We start from the raw sequence: 19,713 nt of genomic DNA, 5'->3' as shown, positions 1-19,713 counted from the left end.
TCCTCTCTAAATATATGATTTGTCTCAGAGCGCTTTTAACAGCGCTCTTTTTATTTAAATTCCAATTTTTAAAGTTCGATTTTATGATTTACGTTATACACATGCTACGCTACTTTTGAAACAAGGTATACATCCAAAGACTGTAAGTAAACACTTCAGTTATAAAGATATGTTCATAACATTAAATCGTTATTCACATGTTTTTCCTAGAATACAAGGGGATGCTGTTAAAATATGTAGTGAAAGACCATTCGAATAGTAACATTTACAAATATAAAAATACGGTTTCTCCTCTCAAGAGAAACCGCAACATATCAATGCTTTTACTATATTTTAAACTGGCTCGTATACAAATCAAAATAAAACCCTCTATCTTCCATGAGAGATTCATGATTCCCTCTTTCTAAAATATTTCCATCTTTTATAACAAGAATTTGATCTGCTTTTTCAATTGTTTTAAGTCGATGAGCGATCACAAAACTTGTGCGACCTCTCATTAAATTATTTAGTCCTGCTTGTATTTGTAATTCTGTTCTTGTATCAATATTTGATGTCGCTTCATCGAGAATTAATATATCTGCATCTGCTAAAATTGCTCGTGCAATCGCTAGAAGTTGTTTTTGTCCTTGACTTAAATTCGATCCTTCTGAAGTAATTTCTGTTTCATATTGATTTGGCAAATGCTTAATAAAAGAATGTGCAGATGCTGCCTTAGCTGCAGTGATAACTTCTTCATCAGTAGCATCTAAGCGTCCATAACGGATATTATCCATAATCGAACCAGCAAATAAATACGTATCCTGTAAAACTACTCCTATTTTACTTCGTAAAGAATTAATATCATAATCTTTTATATCTTTTCCATCAATATGAATTTGTCCTTGCTGTATATCGTAAAAGCGAGTTAATAAATTAATGATTGTTGTTTTCCCTGATCCAGTCGGACCAACTAAAGCAATTGTCTCTCCTGGCTGCGCTTTAAGACTCACTTCTTTTAAAATCGTTTTATTTTCTGCGTAGCCAAATGAAACATTCTCAAGTGCAACATGCCCTTGTAAATTTTGTACAACGAATGCGTCTTTTTTATTTTGAATTTCTGGTACCTCATCCATAATTTCAAAAACACGTTCTCCACCAGCAACTGCCGCTTGAATTGTATTCATTAAAGTCGCAAATTGACTTAGCGGTCTTGAGAATTGACGAGAATAATTAATAAAAGCCGCAATAACTCCTACTGTTGTCATTCCGTTTAAGACCATAACTGATCCAGTCCCAATGACAAGGCCCATACCTAAATTATTAATAAAGTTCATACTTGGAAAAATAAAAGCTGAAAATGTATCAGCCTTCGTAGCTGAAACTCTTAGCTGTTCATTAATTTTATTGAAATTTTGTACAGTTTCTTTTTCTTTTCCGTACAACGTTGTAACATCCGCACCTGTAATTGCTTCCTCAATAAATCCATTTAATTCACCTAAATCTTTTTGACGCTTCGCAAAGTTTTTACCACTATATGCAACTAGTTTTTTTGTAACGTAAAACATAATAGGTACTGTAATTAAAGTTACAATTGCTAAAATCCAATTTAAAGCGAACATCGCAATCGTTACACCTATAAAAGTTAACGCTGATGAAATAATTTGTACAACACTTTGTGTCAAAGCTTGATTCAAATTATCTATATCATTTGTCACACGGCTCATTAAATCACCTTGGGAACGCACATCAAAGAACCGTAAAGAAAGCGTTTGGATTTTCTCAAAAATATCTTGTCGTATTTTTTGAATTGTTTTTAATGCAACGTTAATCATGACAAATGTTTGTAACCATGTTAAAAGTACAGTTACACCGTAAATTGCGATAAGTAACATACACATTCTTGCTGTACCACTTAAATCTTTCGGTACAATATATTGATCAATAATGACCCCCATAAAATAGGGACCTAATAATCCAAGTAAAGTAGTAACAACGACTAGAAATATAACAAACATAAGAGCAGCTTTTTGATAGCCCATATAGTTCCATATCCGCATTACAGTTCCTTGAGCATTTTTAGCTTTCCCCATCTTTGGCGTGTTTCGTCCACCTTTATTAGCAAATTGCCCTTGAAAATTACGCATGTTCTTCCCCACCTTCTTTATGCAAATTACCACCTTGGGAAAGATAAATTTCCTGATAAACCTCACTTCGTTCTAACAATTGTTCATGTGTACCATTGCCAACTAATTCACCATTATCTAATACAAGTATTTTATCCGCATCCATTATGGAAGAAATTTTGGACGCGATTAATAAAGTCGTTGTGCCTTTATATTTTGTTTTTAAAGCTGTTTGAATAGTAGCCTCTGATTTTGCATCAACTGCTGATGTAGAATCATCTAATATGAGAATCGGTGGTTTTCTCACAAGTGCCCTTGCAATTGATACACGTTGTTTTTGTCCACCTGATAGATTTGTCGCACCTTGTGTTAAATTATATTGATAAGATTCTTCCAGCTTATTGATAAACTCAGTCGCACAAGCTGATGCAGCTGCTACTTCCAGCTCATCATGTGTTGCATTTTCTTTACCATAACGTAAATTCTCTTCTATACTACCTGAGAACAACAAAGCCTTCTGAGGTACAAACCCTATTGAAGCACGGAGTTTTTGCAAATCATATGTTTTAACATCTATTCCATCTATACATATTTCACCTTGATCCACATCATATAGACGTGGTAACAGTTTCGCTAAGGTAGATTTACCACTTCCAGTTGATCCAATAATCCCTACTTTTTCACCTTTTTGTATGTTAAACGAAATATCTTTTAAAACGTATTCATTATTTTTCGTATAGCTATAACTAACATTTTTAAATTCGATATTCCCCTCGATTTTCTCAGGTTCGATTGCATTCGCTTCGCTTATTATATCAACCTCGGTATTTAACACTTGCTGTACACGATCCGCAGATGGAAAAGCTCTCGCAATTTGAATAAATACCATGCTAATCGACATAAGTGACATTAAAATGATATTCAAGTAATTAATAAATGCCAAAATCGCTCCTACTTGAAGCGTTCCATTGAATACTTTTTCTCCACCAATCCATAATGTTGCGACAATCCCGCCACTTACAACTAGCATAATGATTGGCATCATTAAAGAAATAAGCTGCACAGCTCGAATATTTATCTTCGTTAAATTTGTATTTACACTTCCAAATTGAGCGATTTCATATTTTTGTCTTACATACGCTTTTATAACACGTACACCAGATAAATTTTCTTGTAACTTTGTATTCACTTTGTCCAATGCCTCTTGCACCTTTTTAAATGTACCACTTGCTTTACTTGCAATTAAAATAATCGCAAGTAATAAAATCGGAACAACTACAAGTAATATTGGAAATAACTCTCTTGCTGTTACAAAAACAATAATTATACTTCCGATAAATAACAGCGGACCACGAACGAGAACACGTAATGTCATCGTCATTGCTGATTGAATGGAAGTGATATCATTCGTCACGATCGTTAATAATTTACCTGTTCCAAATGAATCACGATTATTACTAGAAAATGTTTCTATTTTCGCAAACACATCTTTTCGTATGTCAGTAGCGAAATTAACAGCTGCTTTTGTAGAATACATCATACACCCAAGCCCTCCAACTAAACCGAGTGCTGCTGCTCCTATCATAAGAAGCCCCATTTTTATTACATAATTTAAATCCCGATTTGCAATCCCAACATCAATGATATGTTGCATAATAGTCGGTTGAATTAAGTCCATCGCAACCTCAAGTACCATAAATAGCGGTCCAATAATAGCGAAGAACATGTATGGTTTTAAATACTGTAATAACTTACGAAATGATTTCATACATAGTCTCCTTTTCCCATGAAATTACCACTGAATAATTCATATCCCTCCTTATTTAAGCGATATTTTTTGTAATTTCTTCATTACTTCTATTATATTATGTAAATTAATATTTAACATTATTAAATGATAAGTATTAATGACTTTCTGGTCAATACATATGCTTTATATTATGTAAATACAAAAACCGCATTCTTAATGAAAAGAATACGGTTTTTCATCTATAATTCTTCAATTGTAAAATGTAAAAACTCAGTCTCAAATCCCTTATTTTTAGAAGGACTACACGTGTAAAAACCTATTTTAATAGGCTCATTTCCTATATCCTCCATTAAATGAGCGATTCTTATTTGTTCCCATTGATGTCTCTTTTTCACATATATTGTATAATCACCGCGTTTTCGAATAATTCGAAAACGCAGTTGTTGCTTAGCTGCTTCAGTTGGATAATCTTGCGTTGACCAATCAGAATATCCATTATTCGTTACGACAGCACCTAAGTGAGATGGCCCTTCGGGGATATATTCTAAAGATGTTTTTAGCCAACAGTTCTCCGAAATCATAACAAAAAGACCTGCTTGATCGAATTTTGAATTTGGATTCATACGTAACTGAACTTCAGCTTGAAAGTCTGTCATCATCTCATTATAAAATACATGACCATTCATTACTTCAAAACCATAATGTGTTTTTAGCCAAAAATCAGTTTCTGCTTTCGAACGGACAATAAACGCATGATTATCATTAATTTTATAGTATTCAGGTACATTCATTATAGTGAGTTGCTCAATATGTTCTGGTATATACGATATATTCATAGCTCCTCCATAATAAAGCATTTATATAGACATTTAAAACTCCGCTAATACTGGGAATTTATAACCTTTAAAATCTAACTCTTTATCACTTCGAACCATTAAATACTTGCTAGACTGTACTTCTGTAAACTGTACTTCCTCAACCCCTAATTGATCCGGAGAAAAATAAAATTCGATTTCCGTAAACCTTTCATTGATTTCTCCACATAATTCATCTAAAACCGGAAGTACTGGCGCAAATACTCCAAATAATTTCAACTTTTCATTTTCTACTTCATAAACGATTAGAGCATCTAGTTTCTCTGAATAATACAATTTCTCATTCCATTCCGAATCATACATATTCAAATAAAATGAAGGATGGAAGTTTAAAGTTGAAAAACTATTTGAAAGTCTTTGGCTACTATCAATAGTTTCATGTATTAACTGTCTATTCTCTATATTATAGTAATCTAACTTTTTAAGTAGTGAATCGTTATTATTAATATTTTTATCATATGGTATAGTCATCAAATATTCCTGCACAACTTTAAATCCAAATGCTGTATATAGTTCAGGGTTTTCCGTAAACAATAATGCACATTCACATTTCTTATCGATTTCTTCTATCATTTTACCCATTAATTGTGTCATTAACCCTTGTCTACGAAAATTAGGGTGTGTCATTACTGATTGAATACCCGCTGCATTTATTTTTTCACCATTAATTAATAATGGGAGTGAAAATGCCGCAACATTTGCAATCACTTTATCTTCTTGTAAAAATGATAAAGCTTTATATGTATCATCCCAATATCCTTTATCCGAAAAATCATTCAATGTTTGAGTTGTAATTCCAAACACTTCTTCAAATAAAGGAAATAACTGCTCTCTTTTCGGTTCTTCTATTAGAAGACTTGCCAATTTTTCAACATTCCCCATGTTGTACCTCCAAATGTTAAATTCCATTAAATTAGATATACTTATATGACCTACTCTTAAAAATAGAGGTCTTACCAATCAATATACTATCACAAAACATAAAAAAAAAGTCTAATTAATTTTATGTTTTGACTATTTGAAAATAAGTCGAATAAAACGATATTAAGATTTTTGGATATTAATTAGTTTATTATACAAAAATAGCGCTTTCTAATTAGCTTTTACTAATAGAAATACACTATTTATAATAAAATATTTTTAGTCTTTTATTCCTTCAAGTCTTTCCTTCGTATTAATTTCTTCTCCACTTATACGCTTTTCAAAAGACTTTCTCCAACTACATGAAAGTGCATTTACTTCTAATATCCTTTTTACCCCTTCAATATTTTGTTTTTCCTTATGCATGATACGATTAGCAAACGCTACTGAAACACCTTTTTGATCAGACTGTAGTTTTTTTAAGGTATCGACTGATGATACCCATCCTTCTTTTAATACACGAAAATAAAATCCTGTATATCCTGTTTCTTGAAAATATAGTGGTAACTTTGGAATATTATATTTTTTTGCTAATTTAAAACAAGGTTGCCTTGGTTGTGTTACCTGTACGATTGCCTGTCCTAGCTCAAACGTATCACCAATACAAACATCCTCTTCGCGCATACCACTAACTGTTATATTTTCTCCGAAAGCCCCATATACAAAATCTTGATTCAATTCTTTTTCCCAATATGGATAGTGATCACCAGTATAAACACAAACTGCTTTATCTACTCCTCCATGATGAACTAAGTCAGCTTGTCCATCCCCATTAAATTTTACAAAGGATAAATATACCGGTTCCTTTACTTGTTTCTTATTTATGCCTGTATGAATTACTTTTCCGCCGTATGTAACCTCTTTTGGTAATCCTATATTTAAAGATAATAATTGATATTCATTAGCCATTCTATTTCCTCCTTTAAAGGTGTTACATGTATTTTCTCTCGATTAATTTTTACAAACCTCTCTGTTATATAAAGATGATTATAAAACCTCTAAAATCATTGTTCAATTCAATTATTTATATAATAATGATAGGTATAACCTATTATTATACTTGAGGTGATTCCAATCGAATTACGACAACTTGAATACTTTTTAGCTGTTTCAAAAGAATTACATTTCACAAAAGCAGCTGAGAAATTAAATATTTCACAGCCTTCACTAAGTCAACAAATACGTGCATTAGAGCATGAAGTAGGAATGCCACTTTTCGATCGAATTGGTAAAAAAATATCTTTAACTGAAGCAGGGAAGGTTTTATTATCACATAGTAAAACCATTTTTCATGAAGTCGAACAAGCTCGTTCAGCTATTCAAGACCTAAACGGATTACAGCAAGGTTCCTTAACAATAGGGGCTTTGTTAACCGTCGTAAATTATTTACTACCACCAGCTATTTTAAATTTTAATAATTTATATCCTAATATAGAGCTTTCTGTATTAGGGCTTCGTACAGGAGATATTCGTGAAAAATTATTACAAAACGAACTAGATATTGGAATTACATTTCTCCCGGTGCAAGATAAAGAGATTATCTCCATCCCTCTATACAAAAGCGATCTTACATTGGTCGTGCCCACTGGTCATCGATTAGCTGAACGTAATCATGTATCTATTGCTGAATTACAGAACTACCCTTTAATTCTTTTACCTAAAAATTTCTTTTTAACCGAACTAATTACATCTCATTGTCAAAAGTTAAACTTTAAACCAAGGCCAATTTTAGAAATTAGTACGATGGAATCTTTAATCCAAATGGTTTCCAAAGGAATGGGAATTACAGTGTTACCCAAACCATATATAGACTTTTTACAAAATAAAAACATTCAAGCTATTAAAATAGAAAACCCTACTCCAATAATTGAAATAGGGCTAATTTATAGAAAAGATAAATATATGTGTGCTGCAACTCGAGAATTTATTGAGCAACTAAAAATCACAGTACGTTCTTTCCAAAACTAAACAAAAGAGATTATCCTATGAAACCGTTTCACAACAATTTAGTAGAATAATCTCTTTTCAAAACAAAGTAAACATTATATTTAACTCTTATAAACTTTAATGTACCTTTTTAGATATTGGAATATATTTAGTAAAATATGCACCAACTAGCAATAATACAATTGAAAATTACCAAGTAAAAGCACCGCCAAAATGAAACCAATATGCAAACATATTTAAGATTGCAAGTGAAAAGAAGCAAATAGAAGTTACCGCACTTTTCAATCCTTTTATCCCAGACTTTTTTCTCTTTTGATAAGCAATATACATCGCAATGACAAGAAAAAAGATAAGAACAAATGGTAACATAACCTTTAGTATTGATAATCCCTCCAGTATAAATGCACTCTTTACATCACCATCTTATCCCATTTATCTTTTAGGTATCAATTCATTCTTATCTTCCTTCCAAAAGTCAGTATAAGTTTTATTTTTAAAGTTCACGTTCACCTCAGAAAACGGCATACTTCCTCCAACTTTCAATGAATACCAGTCGTTTAAAAGTGGTGATCCGAAACAAATCTTCATTGTACGATCATGTAAATCGAATAATACAGAATGTAAAGTTCCAAACCATTCTTCATAGTTATGCACAGTAAGTCCAGCAGGATATTCTTCTTCTACTAACTTTTTTAAAGACTCTATGCTTACTTGTTCACATCTATTTAAATGCTCATGTAAAAGGTAATATCTCTTTGTTGATTGTTCTAATTTCCTATTATTTAATTTCTGAATTGATGAACTAACTGCATGGTTTGTTGATACAATAAAAGCTTGTTTTTCATCATCAATCATTCTTGTGGATTTATGACCGTCAAATATTTCAATATATGCTGCATTTAAAGGATCAGCTATTATTAAATTAATATTACTAGCAATTGGGATTTCTTCTATTAGTAACTTAGCTTCCTGCACATTTTTACATTTCTCCAACAACAATCGAATTACCGCAAAACATTGTAAACCACTCACCATTGGCTTTCTTAAACCTGCAATATTTCCTACTGGTTGACCACATGCTGAAAATGTAACAGCTAATCCATGCTCGTTTATCCCTTCCGTTCGGCCAAAATATTGAGTAGAAAAGCCACTATGTGCATACGCACCTTCAACATGAGTTGAACAAAAACGCATATCATCTATTACTGGTGACAAATCATAATTCCTTAATACATATGTGTGCTCTAAATCGGTCTTTTTAGGTAATACTGCACAATGACTACAACCTGCTTTCAATAGTGTTTGATAGTAATACATCATATTTTTTGAAGGAATTTTTAACACTTCACAAAACCCCTCAATTTCTTCATTTATGCCTGGACAATGTTTGTTTAGTATATTTCTCGATTCTGTCCAATGGTTATTAGATATTACATTTTCTTCGTGTATAAATTGCGGGATGAGATACGGATTTTGTTTCACGAATTCCCCTTGTTGCTTTCCAATCTCATAATAACTTCCTTTTAATGATGAAAAATACCCCTTTACTTGATACATCAAACTCCCCCTCACATTGGATATATCCATATCGTACCAAATGGATTTCATTCATCCTTGATGTTTTTTACTATCTTTCTTTAACACCATCCCATTTTAATATCTCCACTAATAATTATTTACTAGACAATTAAAGTTTTGTTAATATTGCTGTAATAGCTTTATTTCAAAATAAAGTAGTTTGGATATCAAATGAGCAAAATACTTTGTTAAACCCACTTATAAGCAATCATCTAATTCATGAAATCAAAAAACTTATTTATCAAAATAAAAGGAGAATTTATGTATGAGTAGTTGCAAACCAATTGATAAATTAACTATTGAGGACCTAAAACAAAACCCCATTTGGGAATGGGGAATGGGGAATAGATGAAGAGGAAAACGAAGAACATGACGAAACATGGGTAAAACCAGCGGCAACTACTAATTTTACAGAAGAATTAAACGGTTCAATCGTACTAGGCGAATTATTCTTACATAATGGTGAAAAATTCCCTATGATGTGTGAAATTGATATTGAAGGTGACGAGGCCGTAATTCGTTCTGTTGTTTATTATAAGGAAGCAAAAAATGAGTATATTGCTATAGAAGATATTGTGAAAACGGTCGAAATGCCGTTATCGATTATTATTAATCTTACAATTCATGCAGAATCAAAAACCTTACGCTTCACTGCACATAAAGTAGACATTTATAAAAATTCAATAACGACTAATTTTAATTAAAGTCGGCCGAAATAAAGAAAACAATTATGAAATACAAACTGGGGAGTCATTAACGATTCCCCAGTTTTTTAAACTATATTAAAGTATCCCCTTTTCCACTAAAGTCTCTGCAATTTGAACTGAATTCCAAGCCGCACCTTTTAATAGGTTATCGGAAACAATCCAGAGGTGGAATCCGTTTGGCGTATCAGGATCTTTACGTATTCTTCCGACAAATGTATCTATTTTCCCTTCTGCATATAATGGCATTGGATACAGCTGTTCACTAGGGTTATCCTGCAAAATAACACCTGGTGCATCCATTAGTATTCCCTTGATTTCCGCAACGCTTGCTTCTTTTTCCAGTTCTATATAAACCGATTCTGAATGCCCCGATACAACTGGAACACGTACACAAGTAGCTGCCATTTTCAAGTTTTCATCTTCTAATATTTTCTTCGTTTCTTGAATCATTTTGACTTCTTCAAAAGTAAAATCATTGTCTGTAAATATATCTACTTGAGGCAGTACATTAAATGCTATTGGATAATGTTTTTTATCATTTTTCACCGGTAATATATCACTCTTCACTTCTTCACCTGCAAGTATAGACTTAGCCTGCTCTCGTAATTCATGAATCGCATGAATGCCAGAACCCGATACAGCTTGATATGTTGAAACGATAATTCTTTCTAAACCAAATGATTTTCGAATCGGCTGAAGTGCTGTTACCATCTGTAGTGCTGAACAATTTGGAACTGCAATGATACCTTTATGCTGTTTTAAAGTGTGCGCATTCACTTCCGGAACAACGAGCGGTACACCTTGTGCCATTCGGTACTCACTTGTGTTATCAATTACAATCGCACCACTAGAAACTGCATGAGTTACAAATTGTCTAGATACTTCTCCCCCAGCGCTAAAAAAGGCAATATCTACACCTTCAAAGCTAGTTGTTTTTGCCTCTTGTATAATTATCTCTCGTCCTTTGAATCTTACTTTCTTACCAGCGGATCGTTTTGACGAAAGCAATGTAACTTCAACTATATTAAACTTCATTTCATTCTCTAACAGTTCAATAATTTTTTGCCCTACCGCACCTGTAGCCCCAACAACAGCTACATGATAGCCCTTTTTGATCATCTTTTCTCCTCCAATATCACCTGAATGAATATTTCTACAATTTCATTTTATACAGAATTTAATCATTTGGAAAATTAAAATACATGATATAATCATTCACAAATCATGATAATAAAAGAGGGATCGCTTATGGAAATGAGACATGTTAAAACATTTTGCGCCATTGTGAAGTATGGTAATTTTTCTAAAGCTGCGCACGCACTAGGTTATGCGCAATCTACTGTTACAGCACATATGAAAGCTTTAGAGAACGATTTACATATTCCTCTTTTCGATCGGTTAGGGAAAAAAGTGCTACTTACAAAAGCCGGTCATCAATTTCATCCTTATGCATTAGAATTACTTTCAATATATGAAAAAGCGCAAGAAATCCCCCAAAATACAGATTATTTAGAAGGTACATTAAGTATTACATCTAATGAATCATTAGCGGTATACCGATTACCACAATTATTACGTACTTACAAACAGAAAAATCCGAAAGTAAATATCGTACTTGAAACGAACACAAATGAACAAGCATTACAAAAATTACGTGAAGGAGAAACAGACGTTGTCTTCATAATTGGAGAAAGTATAGAACATAATGATTTTATTACGCGTACTTTTAGTAATGAAACATTTGGATGGATTTTACCAGCTTATTCCGCTGCACATACAAATCCATTCCAGTTATTACAGGAAACCCAGTTCATTTTTACAGAACAAAGCTGCGGCTATAGGACAATGGTAGATCGTTTTTTACGTCAAAGCGGAAATATTCCAGCTAAAACATTTGAAACTTCCAATGTTGAAGTCATTAAACAATCCGTTATGTGTGAGTTAGGCATTTCAATTCTTCCTTATATCGTTGTACAAGAAAGTTGTCAAAAAGAACAACTATGTTTTCAGCCTATCGAAACTCCAACAGTTATTCAAAGTCATGTAATCTATCATAAATCTAGATGGATTTCCCCGGTGTTACAGTCGTTTCTTTCCTTACTTGAACGAGACTAAAATATTAAGACGTACATATAAAAAGAGTAATTGCCTAATAAGCAATTACTCTCTTTCATTAATTAGTATACTATTTATTAGTCTGTCCCCCACCTGCAATTAATTTACTACCTGAATATGTACCTTTGTTCATAAACAATTGATTAATTAATTCTTTTTGCTCAGCTTCCGACATTACTCCTTTTCCTTCTCCTAAATTCCCACTTTGTAATTTCCAAATCTTATTGTGATCCCCATCAACCTTTTCATATTTCCCTTGTTTCCATCGTTCTAAAATTTCTACATATGTACTTCCCTGCACAAGATCATTACTCTTTACAATATCAATTAAGCTTTCAATCCGCTCTTGTGTAATAAAAATATAGCCCCACTTTTGATCAGCTTTCGCTTTTTGATGTGCCATTTCATGTAATGCTGTCTGTATGTTCTCATCTGTCCATTTAAAATTTTTATTAAAACCACTATTTGGCAATGAATAATTGCCATTTTCTAAAATCTTTGCATCTTCTGCTTTTACGTTACTATCAGCTAATACTTCTACTGCTGGAGCAGCTGGTGATGCCTTTTTCGCAGCTGGTTTACTATTATTTAAATAATGCAGCATACCATATGTTAAACCCACTCCGATTACCGCCATACCAGCTATAACACCTATTATTTTCAAAAATGTTTTCATCTCGCTTGTTTCCTCCCAAATATCTCTGTTCTGTCTGCCTAATTATTTCTTATATAAAAACTGTTACTTCATTCAAAATATCGCATCCCCTATCATATTATTTATATATACTTCCTCATATTGTATTTCTTTTTCTTTATAATTGAAAGATTATTCTGTTAAATAATGAAAATATTCTACAAATTTTTCCTTTATATTTATAAAGAAACAAAAAAACAACGAGCGCGTTCTACAACACTCGTTGTTTTTACTTTATGCACGATTTTCTTTTAACCACTTCGTAATAGCATCTAACTTCGAAACATCAAAACGTCTTTCTTCACACACATTCAAATTTTTTGAGTTTCTCACTATTTCTAATTCATTATTTCTTACACTTTTCGCCTCAATTAATTTACAATACCCATCTGTAACAGTATTTAAATTTTCATAATAACGCTGAAACGATTTTGATATATGTAAATGTTTTTCAAAGTTTCTTCTTCTTTTCGTCTCATCAGATACTTTCCGCTTTCTAAGTTCTTCATCGTTCGTATATAAATAAAAATATTGATCCGGAAAACCAATTTCCCTATTTATCATCTTTTCTTTATAAAAATTTTCTATTAAAGATAATGGCTGATTAAATATACCAAAATGAAAGCACCAATTATAACTAAGTGGTTGATATATATCCCCATCGAGTATTACTAATTCATATTGCTCTGACTTCTGAACAGCTATATTCCAGCGCTCAACTTGTTTTTCAAAATACCATGTTCTATGTTCATTTTTTGGCCTTTCAAATAAAGAATTCACTTCAGGTATTATATAAGCACCATAATTCTTTTCTAATTCACGGCACGTGGTACTTTTACCAACAGCGCTTGCTCCCTCAAATGCTATTATCCCCATAGTTTCCCCCTCTTTCATTAACTAAAATTTCGTTGTTTCGCTTTTCTTCCCCATAACTTTCTCCATAAAACAATTGAAGCGATAGTGAGCATGATTGTTGTAATGATACTACCTTCAATTCCGAACGTGCCTCCATGAAGGAATTCAGGGCCATTTGTTGCAGGTTTAAATAGCGGAGTTGAATATATGGTCATCCCGCTAACTGCAAAACCGTAGACGTTATATTGTGCCCAATTCCAAATGGAATGCCATGCGCAAATCCCCCACAGACTACTGTCTTTTAAAACGTAAAAAGCTGCAAATACACCAACTAATATTATATTCGATATTGAAAGAATTGTAATACCTGGATTAAGTAAATGAAGAAAACCAAATAAGAAAGACGTCACAACAATCCCAACCCATATACGACTTCTAACAGAAAGAACCGGGAATAACCAACCTCGTACAATAATTTCTTCCGTTGCCCCTTGTATTAAAAATGCAACTAGAGATCCTACTATTCCTACTATTACTGTTGAGGTAATATGTTGTACTTGCAATTTCACACTCCCCATTAATAATAGTAGAATAACTGGCGTTGAAATAAATACAAACCCTATTAACGCACCTTTTAAATACTTTCTCATCCATTTCTCTTTCCAAAAGCCAATGGATGAAAAAGGTCTTTTTTCTACAAAACGAACCCATATAAATAAAATAAATATAGCTCCACCAAACGTTAACACCATTCTAACATTGTCATAAATACCTTTCATGAATATCGTTTCAGCTTTTGGTAAAAATAACATAAATAACATAAAAAGTTCGCCTAAAGTCAAAAATATAATGGCTAATATTACAGCAAAGACTGGATGCACCTTTTTTCTCCCTGCTTTTGCTGCTTCAATTATTATAAATGAATTATTTTTCACTTTCTTTTCTCCTTTTATAATATTTAACTACTACCAGTCAACAACCATATTTTACCATAAAAAAATGCAATATTAATATTTACTCTAAGTTTTTCTTACATGATTTTGCATAAATCCAAATTAGGAATAATATATAAATAAAAGAGGTGCCTTTGTGCCTTTACTATTATCACCCAGATTACTCAGTGGTATTACCAGCACTTGCTATTTCCAACCATTTGTTGTAAGATAGTAATTAAGGTCAATTTAACACTATATTTTCTTTGCATATTATCAAGTATCAATCAGGGGCATTTTGTACTCCTTATGGGTTTTTGATAATATGTGAACTTTTATTTTCATTCAAATAAGGCCGATCATATTGTAATTTTTCTACTTTTAGGAGGCATTACCATGACATTAACAGGTAAAGTAAAATGGTTTAACAGCGAAAAAGGTTTCGGTTTCATCGAAGTTGCAGACGGTAACGATGTATTCGTTCACTTCTCAGCTATCACTGGCGACGGCTTCAAGTCTCTTGACGAAGGTCAAGAAGTTAGTTTCGAAGTTGAAGAAGGTAACCGCGGACCTCAAGCTAAAAACGTTGTAAAGCTATAATTCAAACAATAAAAAGGTTGTTACCAGCAAGGTTAACAACCTTTTTAATATATAACTAAAATTTTTTACATAAAAGGAGTGGTTACATGTATCGCAATCGAAAGAACGATGTAGCAGAAGTACCACCAGAACAAACCCCTGTTTGGGAATGTGAATCAGAGGATTGTTTAGGATGGATGAGAAAGAACTTTTCATTTGAAGAAGAGCCTAAATGCCCTTTATGTAAAAGTAGCATGAAAAGCGGAGAACGTTTATTACCTAAATTAGGTTAATTTATAATAAAAAAAACCTCTTTTAATTAAGAGGTTTTTTTTATTATAAATTTATGTTCTCAATATCAGTTCGTACTATAGAATACAATAATGCATCGTGTTGCTTATTTCCTTGATGAATATATCCACGCAATAGACCTTCCTTTTGGAAGCCAATTTTAGATAACATTCTACAAGAAGTATCATTTTCAGGATATGTAATAGCTCCAATTCTAAACAAACCTAAATCTTTAAATCCATAATCAATAATTTCTCGAGCTGCTTCCGAAGCGTAACCATTTCCCCAATAACGAGGATGCAGATCATATCCAATCTCAGATCGTTTACTCCATAATTGTAAATTGTTTAGTCCAATTGTTCCTATTAAAACGTTCGTTTCTTTTAACACAATTCCCCATCGTATTGCCTTTTTCTCAAAGTAATTTTTTGAAAAAGATTCGATCATACGTGAAGCTTGTCCAAACTCCGTAAAAGAATTCATACCGTAATAACACGTCACTTCATCCAATGAAAAGATTTCATATATTTTTTGACAATAAGATTGTTCTATTTCAACTAAACGTAAGCGTTCTGTTTCTAATATAGGAAATGCCATAGGATCACTCCTTTCTCTCTACTCATTCATTATATCAGAAAAAATATGTATAATTAGTAAAGTCCTTATTGTTCCATAAGTCAAACATTTCTAATGGCGCATTCCCTCTTTATTCTATATACACGAATTGGATACCTTCTGATTGGGACTCAAACATGACGCTATAATTTCCATAAATCAAATTTTAAATTATCAAGAACTGTAAAGAATTTGTTCCTTCATTTTTCCCTTCTAAACAACCACCCTAACCCATACATTTATGGTAAAATATAGTTAATCCATTTTACGCTATGGAGGTGTAAAAATCTATGTATATATTCATCGGCTTATCCCTCTTACTCATATTACTTATTTTTTTATTCGCAAAAAAATTCACACCAAACTCATTCATGATGACTAGCTTTAAAGGCAATAGCTTTAAGACATTTTCAATCGGTATTTTAATCGCTGCCATACTCTCACTTTCATATGGAACTTATCATGCAGTAACATATCAACCTAGTTATTTAGATATTAAATTAAAAAATCAAAACTATACTGTTTTCGGTAATGTAGGCGAATTCGGTTATTTCTCCGAAGAATTATTAAAAAAAGATACAGAAGTACAACTATATTTCGTCTCTTGGAAAACAATAAAGTTAAAAAATCCGGTAATACTTATAGAATATCCTTCAGGAAAACAAGAAACATGGAAGCCAAATATCGTATCAATACCGGTAAATAAATTACAAGAAAAACTTGATATAAAAGATATTTATCAACTATCATCGTATTCATTTAAAGAGTCTGGAGAAATAATATTAACAATAAAAGAAAACAATGTAAAAAACAATACAATTTCCATTCAAATAAAATAAATAAAAACTGTTCCTCCATTTTGCTGAAGGGACAGTTTTTATTTATTCTACAGTATTATTTATTTAATGTATCCATTATTTCATTGGCTATATTCTTTCCATTTCCAATACACGCACCAATTCCAACACCATAATATGAGGCACCAGCTAAATATACATTTGGATAAAGATTCGTCATTTTTTCTTGTAATGCTTGAACCGCTTGATTATGTTCTAAATGATATTTCGGCATTAAATCTTTCCAATTTGTAACTTCAACTACTTCTGGTTCACCTTTAATTCCGAGACTCTTTTCAATATCATATAAAGCGACTCGTACTAATTCTTCTTCACTGTAATTCTTGATTGTTTCATATACCGGATTGGTACTCTTATAAAACATTCTAACTAATAATTTTTGTTTACCCGATGTATGTTTCCACTTTCGACTTGTCCATGTACAAGCATCACAATGTAAATCACTGTTTTCCGTTACAATAAACCCCGTACCATCAGCTGGTAGTTGTTCATCTAGTATGTCAAATCCTAAATAAATACTTATAAGAGATGAGTTTTTAAATGTATTAAACTGCTCATTTAACTCATTAGACTGTAATAAAGTTTGTGCAATATCATGTGGAGCTGCTAAAACAACATAATCAGCTTGTATTGTTTCATGATTTGCAAAAGAAATCTCATATCGATCCTCTTGTTTACTTACAGCCGTCGTTATAGCACCTTTTTTTACGACAGTTTCAGTCAGCACTTCTTCTAAGCGATTAATTATCGTAGATAGTCCACCTTTAAATGATACGAATTTTTTATTTCCCGCTGATTGAAATTGTTTTTTATTCTCTTCAAAACCTTTAATAATACTTCCATACTTATTTTTATAATCCAGTAAATACGGTAATGTAGATGCCATTGTAAGCTCATTCAATTTACCAGAATATACACCTGAAAGCACAGGAGCAATTTGTCTTTCCACTAACTCTTTCCCTAAAAAGCTTTCTAAAAATAAAGCAAGTGATGTATCTTTCGTAAACTCTTTATTTTTCGTTATGAAATCTTTTAAAGCTACGATTTTCCCCTTCGTTGAGACTAGCGTACTGCTAAACAACGACTGGGCGCTCATCGGTATCCCAAATATAGTATCAGAAGGAATCGGATGTAACATGTTTTCAGAATATATGTAAGAAATACCCGTTTCATTATATACCATTTCATTTTCTAAATTTAAATCTTTTACAAGTGGCATAACGTGTTCATTACGAGCAACGATTGAATCCGCTCCTGACTCCATAATGAAATCCTTTTCTTCCACACTATGGATTTTACCACCTAAATACTCTTCTTTCTCAATAAGAATTAAATTTAAATCGATATTATAATCCTTTTTTAATTTTTCTAAATAAAACATAGTAGAAAGTCCCGTTATACCTCCACCGATAACAACAACTGTTTTCATATGTGCTGCGCTCCTAACCGATACAATTAATAATTCCTTTTTATTATAACCAAAAGTCCTTATATTCGACTAGCAAGTTGCGCATTCTGTAAGAAATTAGACAATATATTTTAATATATTTTCAAATTACCTAATAAAAAAGAACTATAACATTTACAAACCCCGTCATAGTTCTCTTTATTTTAAAAACATAAAGTAATTGATTAATTTGTCTAGTTCTTGACTCAATGCCAATACTTTTTCATGTTGAATTCCATAATCCGATACTAAATATAAAAGTTCTTCTTTTTTTATTTCAATTACTTTTTCCAATTTCGCTAGTTCCATGTCGTTTTACATCTCTCCAAAAATAAAATGTATGTATTTCAGTATAGCCTACTTACATAATTAGTAAAAGTAAAATACGCATGTAAAATCTTACATATTTGAAAAAATAATATACTACTAACAAAAAAAGAAACTAGATTAAACATCCTTTTACAGATCATTAACGTTCATTAAGAATGAATAACATAACGGAATTTTTCTAATGTGATATCTTTATAATTTGGAGCTCTCTGTATATGATTAAAATAACTATACGAGAATTTAAATACATGACCAAAATCCCAATCGAATTCACTATAGTCTTTTATCCAAAATATATTTTCAGTTGGTAAAATATTTGCACGTTTAGATTGAATTAAAGGTAATCGATCTATAGGTGAGTGTAAAGGTATTTCCGTATTCAGCTTGAGCTTTTGGCTAGCTCTTAGTACGTATACTAGTTTTAACAGCGGACGTATCCCTCGTTGAAATATATCTATATGTCCTAAATCGTACATTATATTAATTGCGTGGGAGTATGTAAGCAAATGCCCAATTAAATCATGATGTGATTCCGCTCGATAAATACTATTAAATTTCGATAACTCATTTAAAATGAACTGAGATACTTGTGTTGGATTACTCAATTCACTTTGTATCTCCTCTTCAAAACTTAATTGTTTTACTTCTTTCGTCGTATAACCAATCCACGATCTACCTGGAATTGTTTTTCGAAATGATAAAATAAGAGTAGTAATCCCTTCAATTGCTTGATTATCACCCCATTTTTGTAGCTCTTTCATAGCTAATAAACTTAATGACGCATAAATGACGTTATGCCCCACCCAATGAAGCTCATCAATCGTTTGTTCTAAAGATTTTATAATCATATTTTCCGCAATTTTAAAATCTATTTCTTTTTTATCATCAATCATCTCACCAATTTTTTTCTTGTTCAGCATCATCCTTGTTTGCGAATACATATTACGAGCTGTTTCTTCATCAATATTATTATCTTTCATAAAAAAATAACTAGCAATTGCAGCTGCTCCAAAATGTGCATGCCAAATATCATTTGTTTCTTTTTTACATTGAGAAATAATTGAAAGACCGCCTTTCAAAATACTTTTTTCCATTTTCTTTCTCCCCTATTAAAAATC

The 19,713-nt window shown here is 32.0% G+C and carries 19 protein-coding genes and 2 pseudogenes; 6 read left to right on the top strand and 15 right to left on the bottom strand.

Annotation, left to right across the window (positions count from 1 at the left end):
- Positions 1-326 precede the first annotated feature (326 nt).
- The 5 genes from C3Y97_RS11590 to C3Y97_RS11570 form a co-directional block, all read right to left on the bottom strand.
- Complete coding sequence (locus tag C3Y97_RS11590; RefSeq protein ID WP_025689613.1) at positions 327-2,123, bottom strand: ABC transporter ATP-binding protein; 1,797 nt, start codon at positions 2,121-2,123, stop codon at positions 327-329.
- The gene (locus C3Y97_RS11585) at positions 2,116-3,870 is read right to left on the bottom strand and encodes an ABC transporter ATP-binding protein (RefSeq protein ID WP_000834783.1); all 1,755 of its coding nucleotides are present in this window, start codon (positions 3,868-3,870) and stop codon (positions 2,116-2,118) included. Before C3Y97_RS11585 ends, C3Y97_RS11590 begins: the two co-directional genes overlap by 8 nt.
- A gap of 221 nt (positions 3,871-4,091) precedes the next feature.
- Positions 4,092-4,688 carry a DUF1349 domain-containing protein gene (locus C3Y97_RS11580; protein WP_001027672.1) on the bottom strand — a complete coding sequence of 199 codons (597 nt, stop codon included), beginning with the start codon at positions 4,686-4,688 and terminating at the stop codon, positions 4,092-4,094.
- A gap of 33 nt (positions 4,689-4,721) precedes the next feature.
- Positions 4,722-5,609: a GNAT family N-acetyltransferase gene (locus C3Y97_RS11575; RefSeq protein WP_000528674.1), complete on the bottom strand. Its 888-nt coding sequence runs from the start codon at positions 5,607-5,609 to the stop codon at positions 4,722-4,724.
- 258 nt (positions 5,610-5,867) lie between these two features.
- On the bottom strand, positions 5,868-6,557 hold the full coding sequence (locus C3Y97_RS11570) for an MOSC domain-containing protein (RefSeq protein ID WP_136363380.1): 690 nt from the start codon (positions 6,555-6,557) through the stop codon (positions 5,868-5,870).
- A gap of 156 nt (positions 6,558-6,713) precedes the next feature.
- Between C3Y97_RS11570 and C3Y97_RS11565 the strand changes: the two genes are divergently transcribed.
- Positions 6,714-7,616 carry a LysR family transcriptional regulator gene (locus C3Y97_RS11565; protein WP_000612248.1) on the top strand — a complete coding sequence of 301 codons (903 nt, stop codon included), beginning with the start codon at positions 6,714-6,716 and terminating at the stop codon, positions 7,614-7,616.
- A 96-nt stretch (positions 7,617-7,712) separates the two neighbouring features.
- Here the strand turns inward: C3Y97_RS11565 and C3Y97_RS11560 are convergent.
- Together C3Y97_RS11560 and C3Y97_RS11555 are read right to left on the bottom strand one after the other, a co-directional pair.
- Positions 7,713-7,964, bottom strand: a pseudogene (locus C3Y97_RS11560) (hypothetical protein).
- Positions 7,965-8,027: 63 nt separating this feature from the next.
- Positions 8,028-9,152, bottom strand: a complete 1,125-nt coding sequence (locus tag C3Y97_RS11555) for a C45 family autoproteolytic acyltransferase/hydrolase (RefSeq protein ID WP_121868315.1) — start codon at positions 9,150-9,152, stop codon at positions 8,028-8,030.
- Between the two features lie 286 nt (positions 9,153-9,438).
- Between C3Y97_RS11555 and C3Y97_RS11550 the strand changes: the two are divergent.
- A pseudogene (locus C3Y97_RS11550) lies at positions 9,439-9,877 on the top strand (hypothetical protein).
- Between the two features lie 78 nt (positions 9,878-9,955).
- On the opposite strand, the gene C3Y97_RS11545 reads toward C3Y97_RS11550, so the two are convergent.
- Positions 9,956-10,999 carry an aspartate-semialdehyde dehydrogenase gene (locus tag C3Y97_RS11545; RefSeq protein ID WP_000591712.1) on the bottom strand — a complete coding sequence of 348 codons (1,044 nt, stop codon included), beginning with the start codon at positions 10,997-10,999 and terminating at the stop codon, positions 9,956-9,958.
- A 129-nt stretch (positions 11,000-11,128) separates the two neighbouring features.
- On the opposite strand from C3Y97_RS11545, the gene C3Y97_RS11540 reads away from it, so the two are divergent.
- Entirely contained in the window at positions 11,129-11,995 is an 867-nt protein-coding gene (locus C3Y97_RS11540) for a LysR family transcriptional regulator (protein ID WP_000425899.1), read from the top strand.
- 70 nt (positions 11,996-12,065) lie between these two features.
- Here C3Y97_RS11540 and C3Y97_RS11535 read toward each other — a convergent pair whose 3' ends face one another.
- From C3Y97_RS11535 to C3Y97_RS11525, 3 genes are all read right to left on the bottom strand, one after another.
- Positions 12,066-12,671: a PRK06770 family protein gene (locus C3Y97_RS11535; protein WP_000846977.1), complete on the bottom strand. Its 606-nt coding sequence runs from the start codon at positions 12,669-12,671 to the stop codon at positions 12,066-12,068.
- A 252-nt stretch (positions 12,672-12,923) separates the two neighbouring features.
- A complete protein-coding gene (locus C3Y97_RS11530; protein WP_121868316.1) occupies positions 12,924-13,583 on the bottom strand; it encodes a nucleoside/nucleotide kinase family protein in 660 nt (219 codons plus the stop codon).
- On the bottom strand, positions 13,583-14,479 hold the full coding sequence (locus C3Y97_RS11525; protein WP_088338860.1) for a CPBP family intramembrane glutamic endopeptidase: 897 nt from the start codon (positions 14,477-14,479) through the stop codon (positions 13,583-13,585). Before C3Y97_RS11525 ends, C3Y97_RS11530 begins: the two co-directional genes overlap by 1 nt.
- Before the next feature lie 393 nt (positions 14,480-14,872).
- Between C3Y97_RS11525 and cspD the strand changes: the two genes are divergently transcribed.
- Both cspD and C3Y97_RS11515 read left to right on the top strand, forming a co-directional pair.
- Entirely contained in the window at positions 14,873-15,076 is a 204-nt protein-coding gene (gene cspD, locus C3Y97_RS11520; protein ID WP_000176366.1) for a cold-shock protein CspD, read from the top strand.
- An 86-nt stretch (positions 15,077-15,162) separates the two neighbouring features.
- Complete coding sequence (locus C3Y97_RS11515) at positions 15,163-15,348, top strand: cold-shock protein (RefSeq protein WP_000286203.1); 186 nt, start codon at positions 15,163-15,165, stop codon at positions 15,346-15,348.
- 43 nt (positions 15,349-15,391) lie between these two features.
- Here C3Y97_RS11515 and C3Y97_RS11510 read toward each other — a convergent pair whose 3' ends face one another.
- Positions 15,392-15,943, bottom strand: a complete 552-nt coding sequence (locus tag C3Y97_RS11510) for a GNAT family N-acetyltransferase (RefSeq protein WP_000885397.1) — start codon at positions 15,941-15,943, stop codon at positions 15,392-15,394.
- Between the two features lie 308 nt (positions 15,944-16,251).
- Between C3Y97_RS11510 and C3Y97_RS11505 the strand changes: the two genes are divergently transcribed.
- On the top strand, positions 16,252-16,800 hold the full coding sequence (locus tag C3Y97_RS11505; protein ID WP_086402004.1) for a hypothetical protein: 549 nt from the start codon (positions 16,252-16,254) through the stop codon (positions 16,798-16,800).
- 55 nt (positions 16,801-16,855) lie between these two features.
- Here C3Y97_RS11505 and C3Y97_RS11500 read toward each other — a convergent pair whose 3' ends face one another.
- The 3 genes from C3Y97_RS11500 to C3Y97_RS11490 all read right to left on the bottom strand — a co-directional run bounded on the left by C3Y97_RS11500 (position 16,856) and on the right by C3Y97_RS11490 (position 19,689).
- Entirely contained in the window at positions 16,856-18,247 is a 1,392-nt protein-coding gene (locus C3Y97_RS11500; RefSeq protein ID WP_048538736.1) for a protoporphyrinogen oxidase, read from the bottom strand.
- A 177-nt stretch (positions 18,248-18,424) separates the two neighbouring features.
- Positions 18,425-18,574 carry an aspartyl-phosphate phosphatase Spo0E family protein gene (locus C3Y97_RS11495; RefSeq protein WP_000417698.1) on the bottom strand — a complete coding sequence of 50 codons (150 nt, stop codon included), beginning with the start codon at positions 18,572-18,574 and terminating at the stop codon, positions 18,425-18,427.
- A 170-nt stretch (positions 18,575-18,744) separates the two neighbouring features.
- Positions 18,745-19,689 carry a hypothetical protein gene (locus tag C3Y97_RS11490; protein WP_086402005.1) on the bottom strand — a complete coding sequence of 315 codons (945 nt, stop codon included), beginning with the start codon at positions 19,687-19,689 and terminating at the stop codon, positions 18,745-18,747.
- Positions 19,690-19,713 lie beyond the last annotated feature (24 nt).

Source organism: Bacillus sp. DU-106, assembly GCF_004799705.1.
Lineage (GTDB): Bacteria > Bacillota > Bacilli > Bacillales > Bacillaceae_G > Bacillus_A > Bacillus_A cereus.
This window is presented reverse-complemented; position numbering and strand designations above follow the sequence as displayed.

Excerpts from the sequence above, each read along its gene's own strand:
- C3Y97_RS11515 (WP_000286203.1), top strand. The coding sequence starts at position 15,163 with ATGTATCGCAATCGAAAGAACGATGTAGCAGAAGTACCACCAGAACAA.
- C3Y97_RS11530 (WP_121868316.1), bottom strand. The coding sequence starts at position 13,583 with ATGAAAGAGGGGGAAACTATGGGGATAATAGCATTTGAGGGAGCAAGC.
- C3Y97_RS11590 (WP_025689613.1), bottom strand. The coding sequence starts at position 2,123 with ATGCGTAATTTTCAAGGGCAATTTGCTAATAAAGGTGGACGAAACACG.
- C3Y97_RS11555 (WP_121868315.1), bottom strand. The coding sequence starts at position 9,152 with ATGTATCAAGTAAAGGGGTATTTTTCATCATTAAAAGGAAGTTATTAT.
- C3Y97_RS11575 (WP_000528674.1), bottom strand. The coding sequence starts at position 5,609 with ATGGGGAATGTTGAAAAATTGGCAAGTCTTCTAATAGAAGAACCGAAA.
- C3Y97_RS11535 (WP_000846977.1), bottom strand. The coding sequence starts at position 12,671 with ATGAAAACATTTTTGAAAATAATAGGTGTTATAGCTGGTATGGCGGTA.
- C3Y97_RS11570 (WP_136363380.1), bottom strand. The coding sequence starts at position 6,557 with ATGGCTAATGAATATCAATTATTATCTTTAAATATAGGATTACCAAAA.
- C3Y97_RS11545 (WP_000591712.1), bottom strand. The coding sequence starts at position 10,999 with ATGATCAAAAAGGGCTATCATGTAGCTGTTGTTGGGGCTACAGGTGCG.
- C3Y97_RS11505 (WP_086402004.1), top strand. The coding sequence starts at position 16,252 with ATGTATATATTCATCGGCTTATCCCTCTTACTCATATTACTTATTTTT.
- cspD (WP_000176366.1), top strand. The coding sequence starts at position 14,873 with ATGACATTAACAGGTAAAGTAAAATGGTTTAACAGCGAAAAAGGTTTC.
- C3Y97_RS11540 (WP_000425899.1), top strand. The coding sequence starts at position 11,129 with ATGGAAATGAGACATGTTAAAACATTTTGCGCCATTGTGAAGTATGGT.
- C3Y97_RS11490 (WP_086402005.1), bottom strand. The coding sequence starts at position 19,689 with ATGGAAAAAAGTATTTTGAAAGGCGGTCTTTCAATTATTTCTCAATGT.
- C3Y97_RS11510 (WP_000885397.1), bottom strand. The coding sequence starts at position 15,943 with ATGGCATTTCCTATATTAGAAACAGAACGCTTACGTTTAGTTGAAATA.
- C3Y97_RS11585 (WP_000834783.1), bottom strand. The coding sequence starts at position 3,870 with ATGAAATCATTTCGTAAGTTATTACAGTATTTAAAACCATACATGTTC.
- C3Y97_RS11580 (WP_001027672.1), bottom strand. The coding sequence starts at position 4,688 with ATGAATATATCGTATATACCAGAACATATTGAGCAACTCACTATAATG.
- C3Y97_RS11500 (WP_048538736.1), bottom strand. The coding sequence starts at position 18,247 with ATGAAAACAGTTGTTGTTATCGGTGGAGGTATAACGGGACTTTCTACT.
- C3Y97_RS11495 (WP_000417698.1), bottom strand. The coding sequence starts at position 18,574 with ATGGAACTAGCGAAATTGGAAAAAGTAATTGAAATAAAAAAAGAAGAA.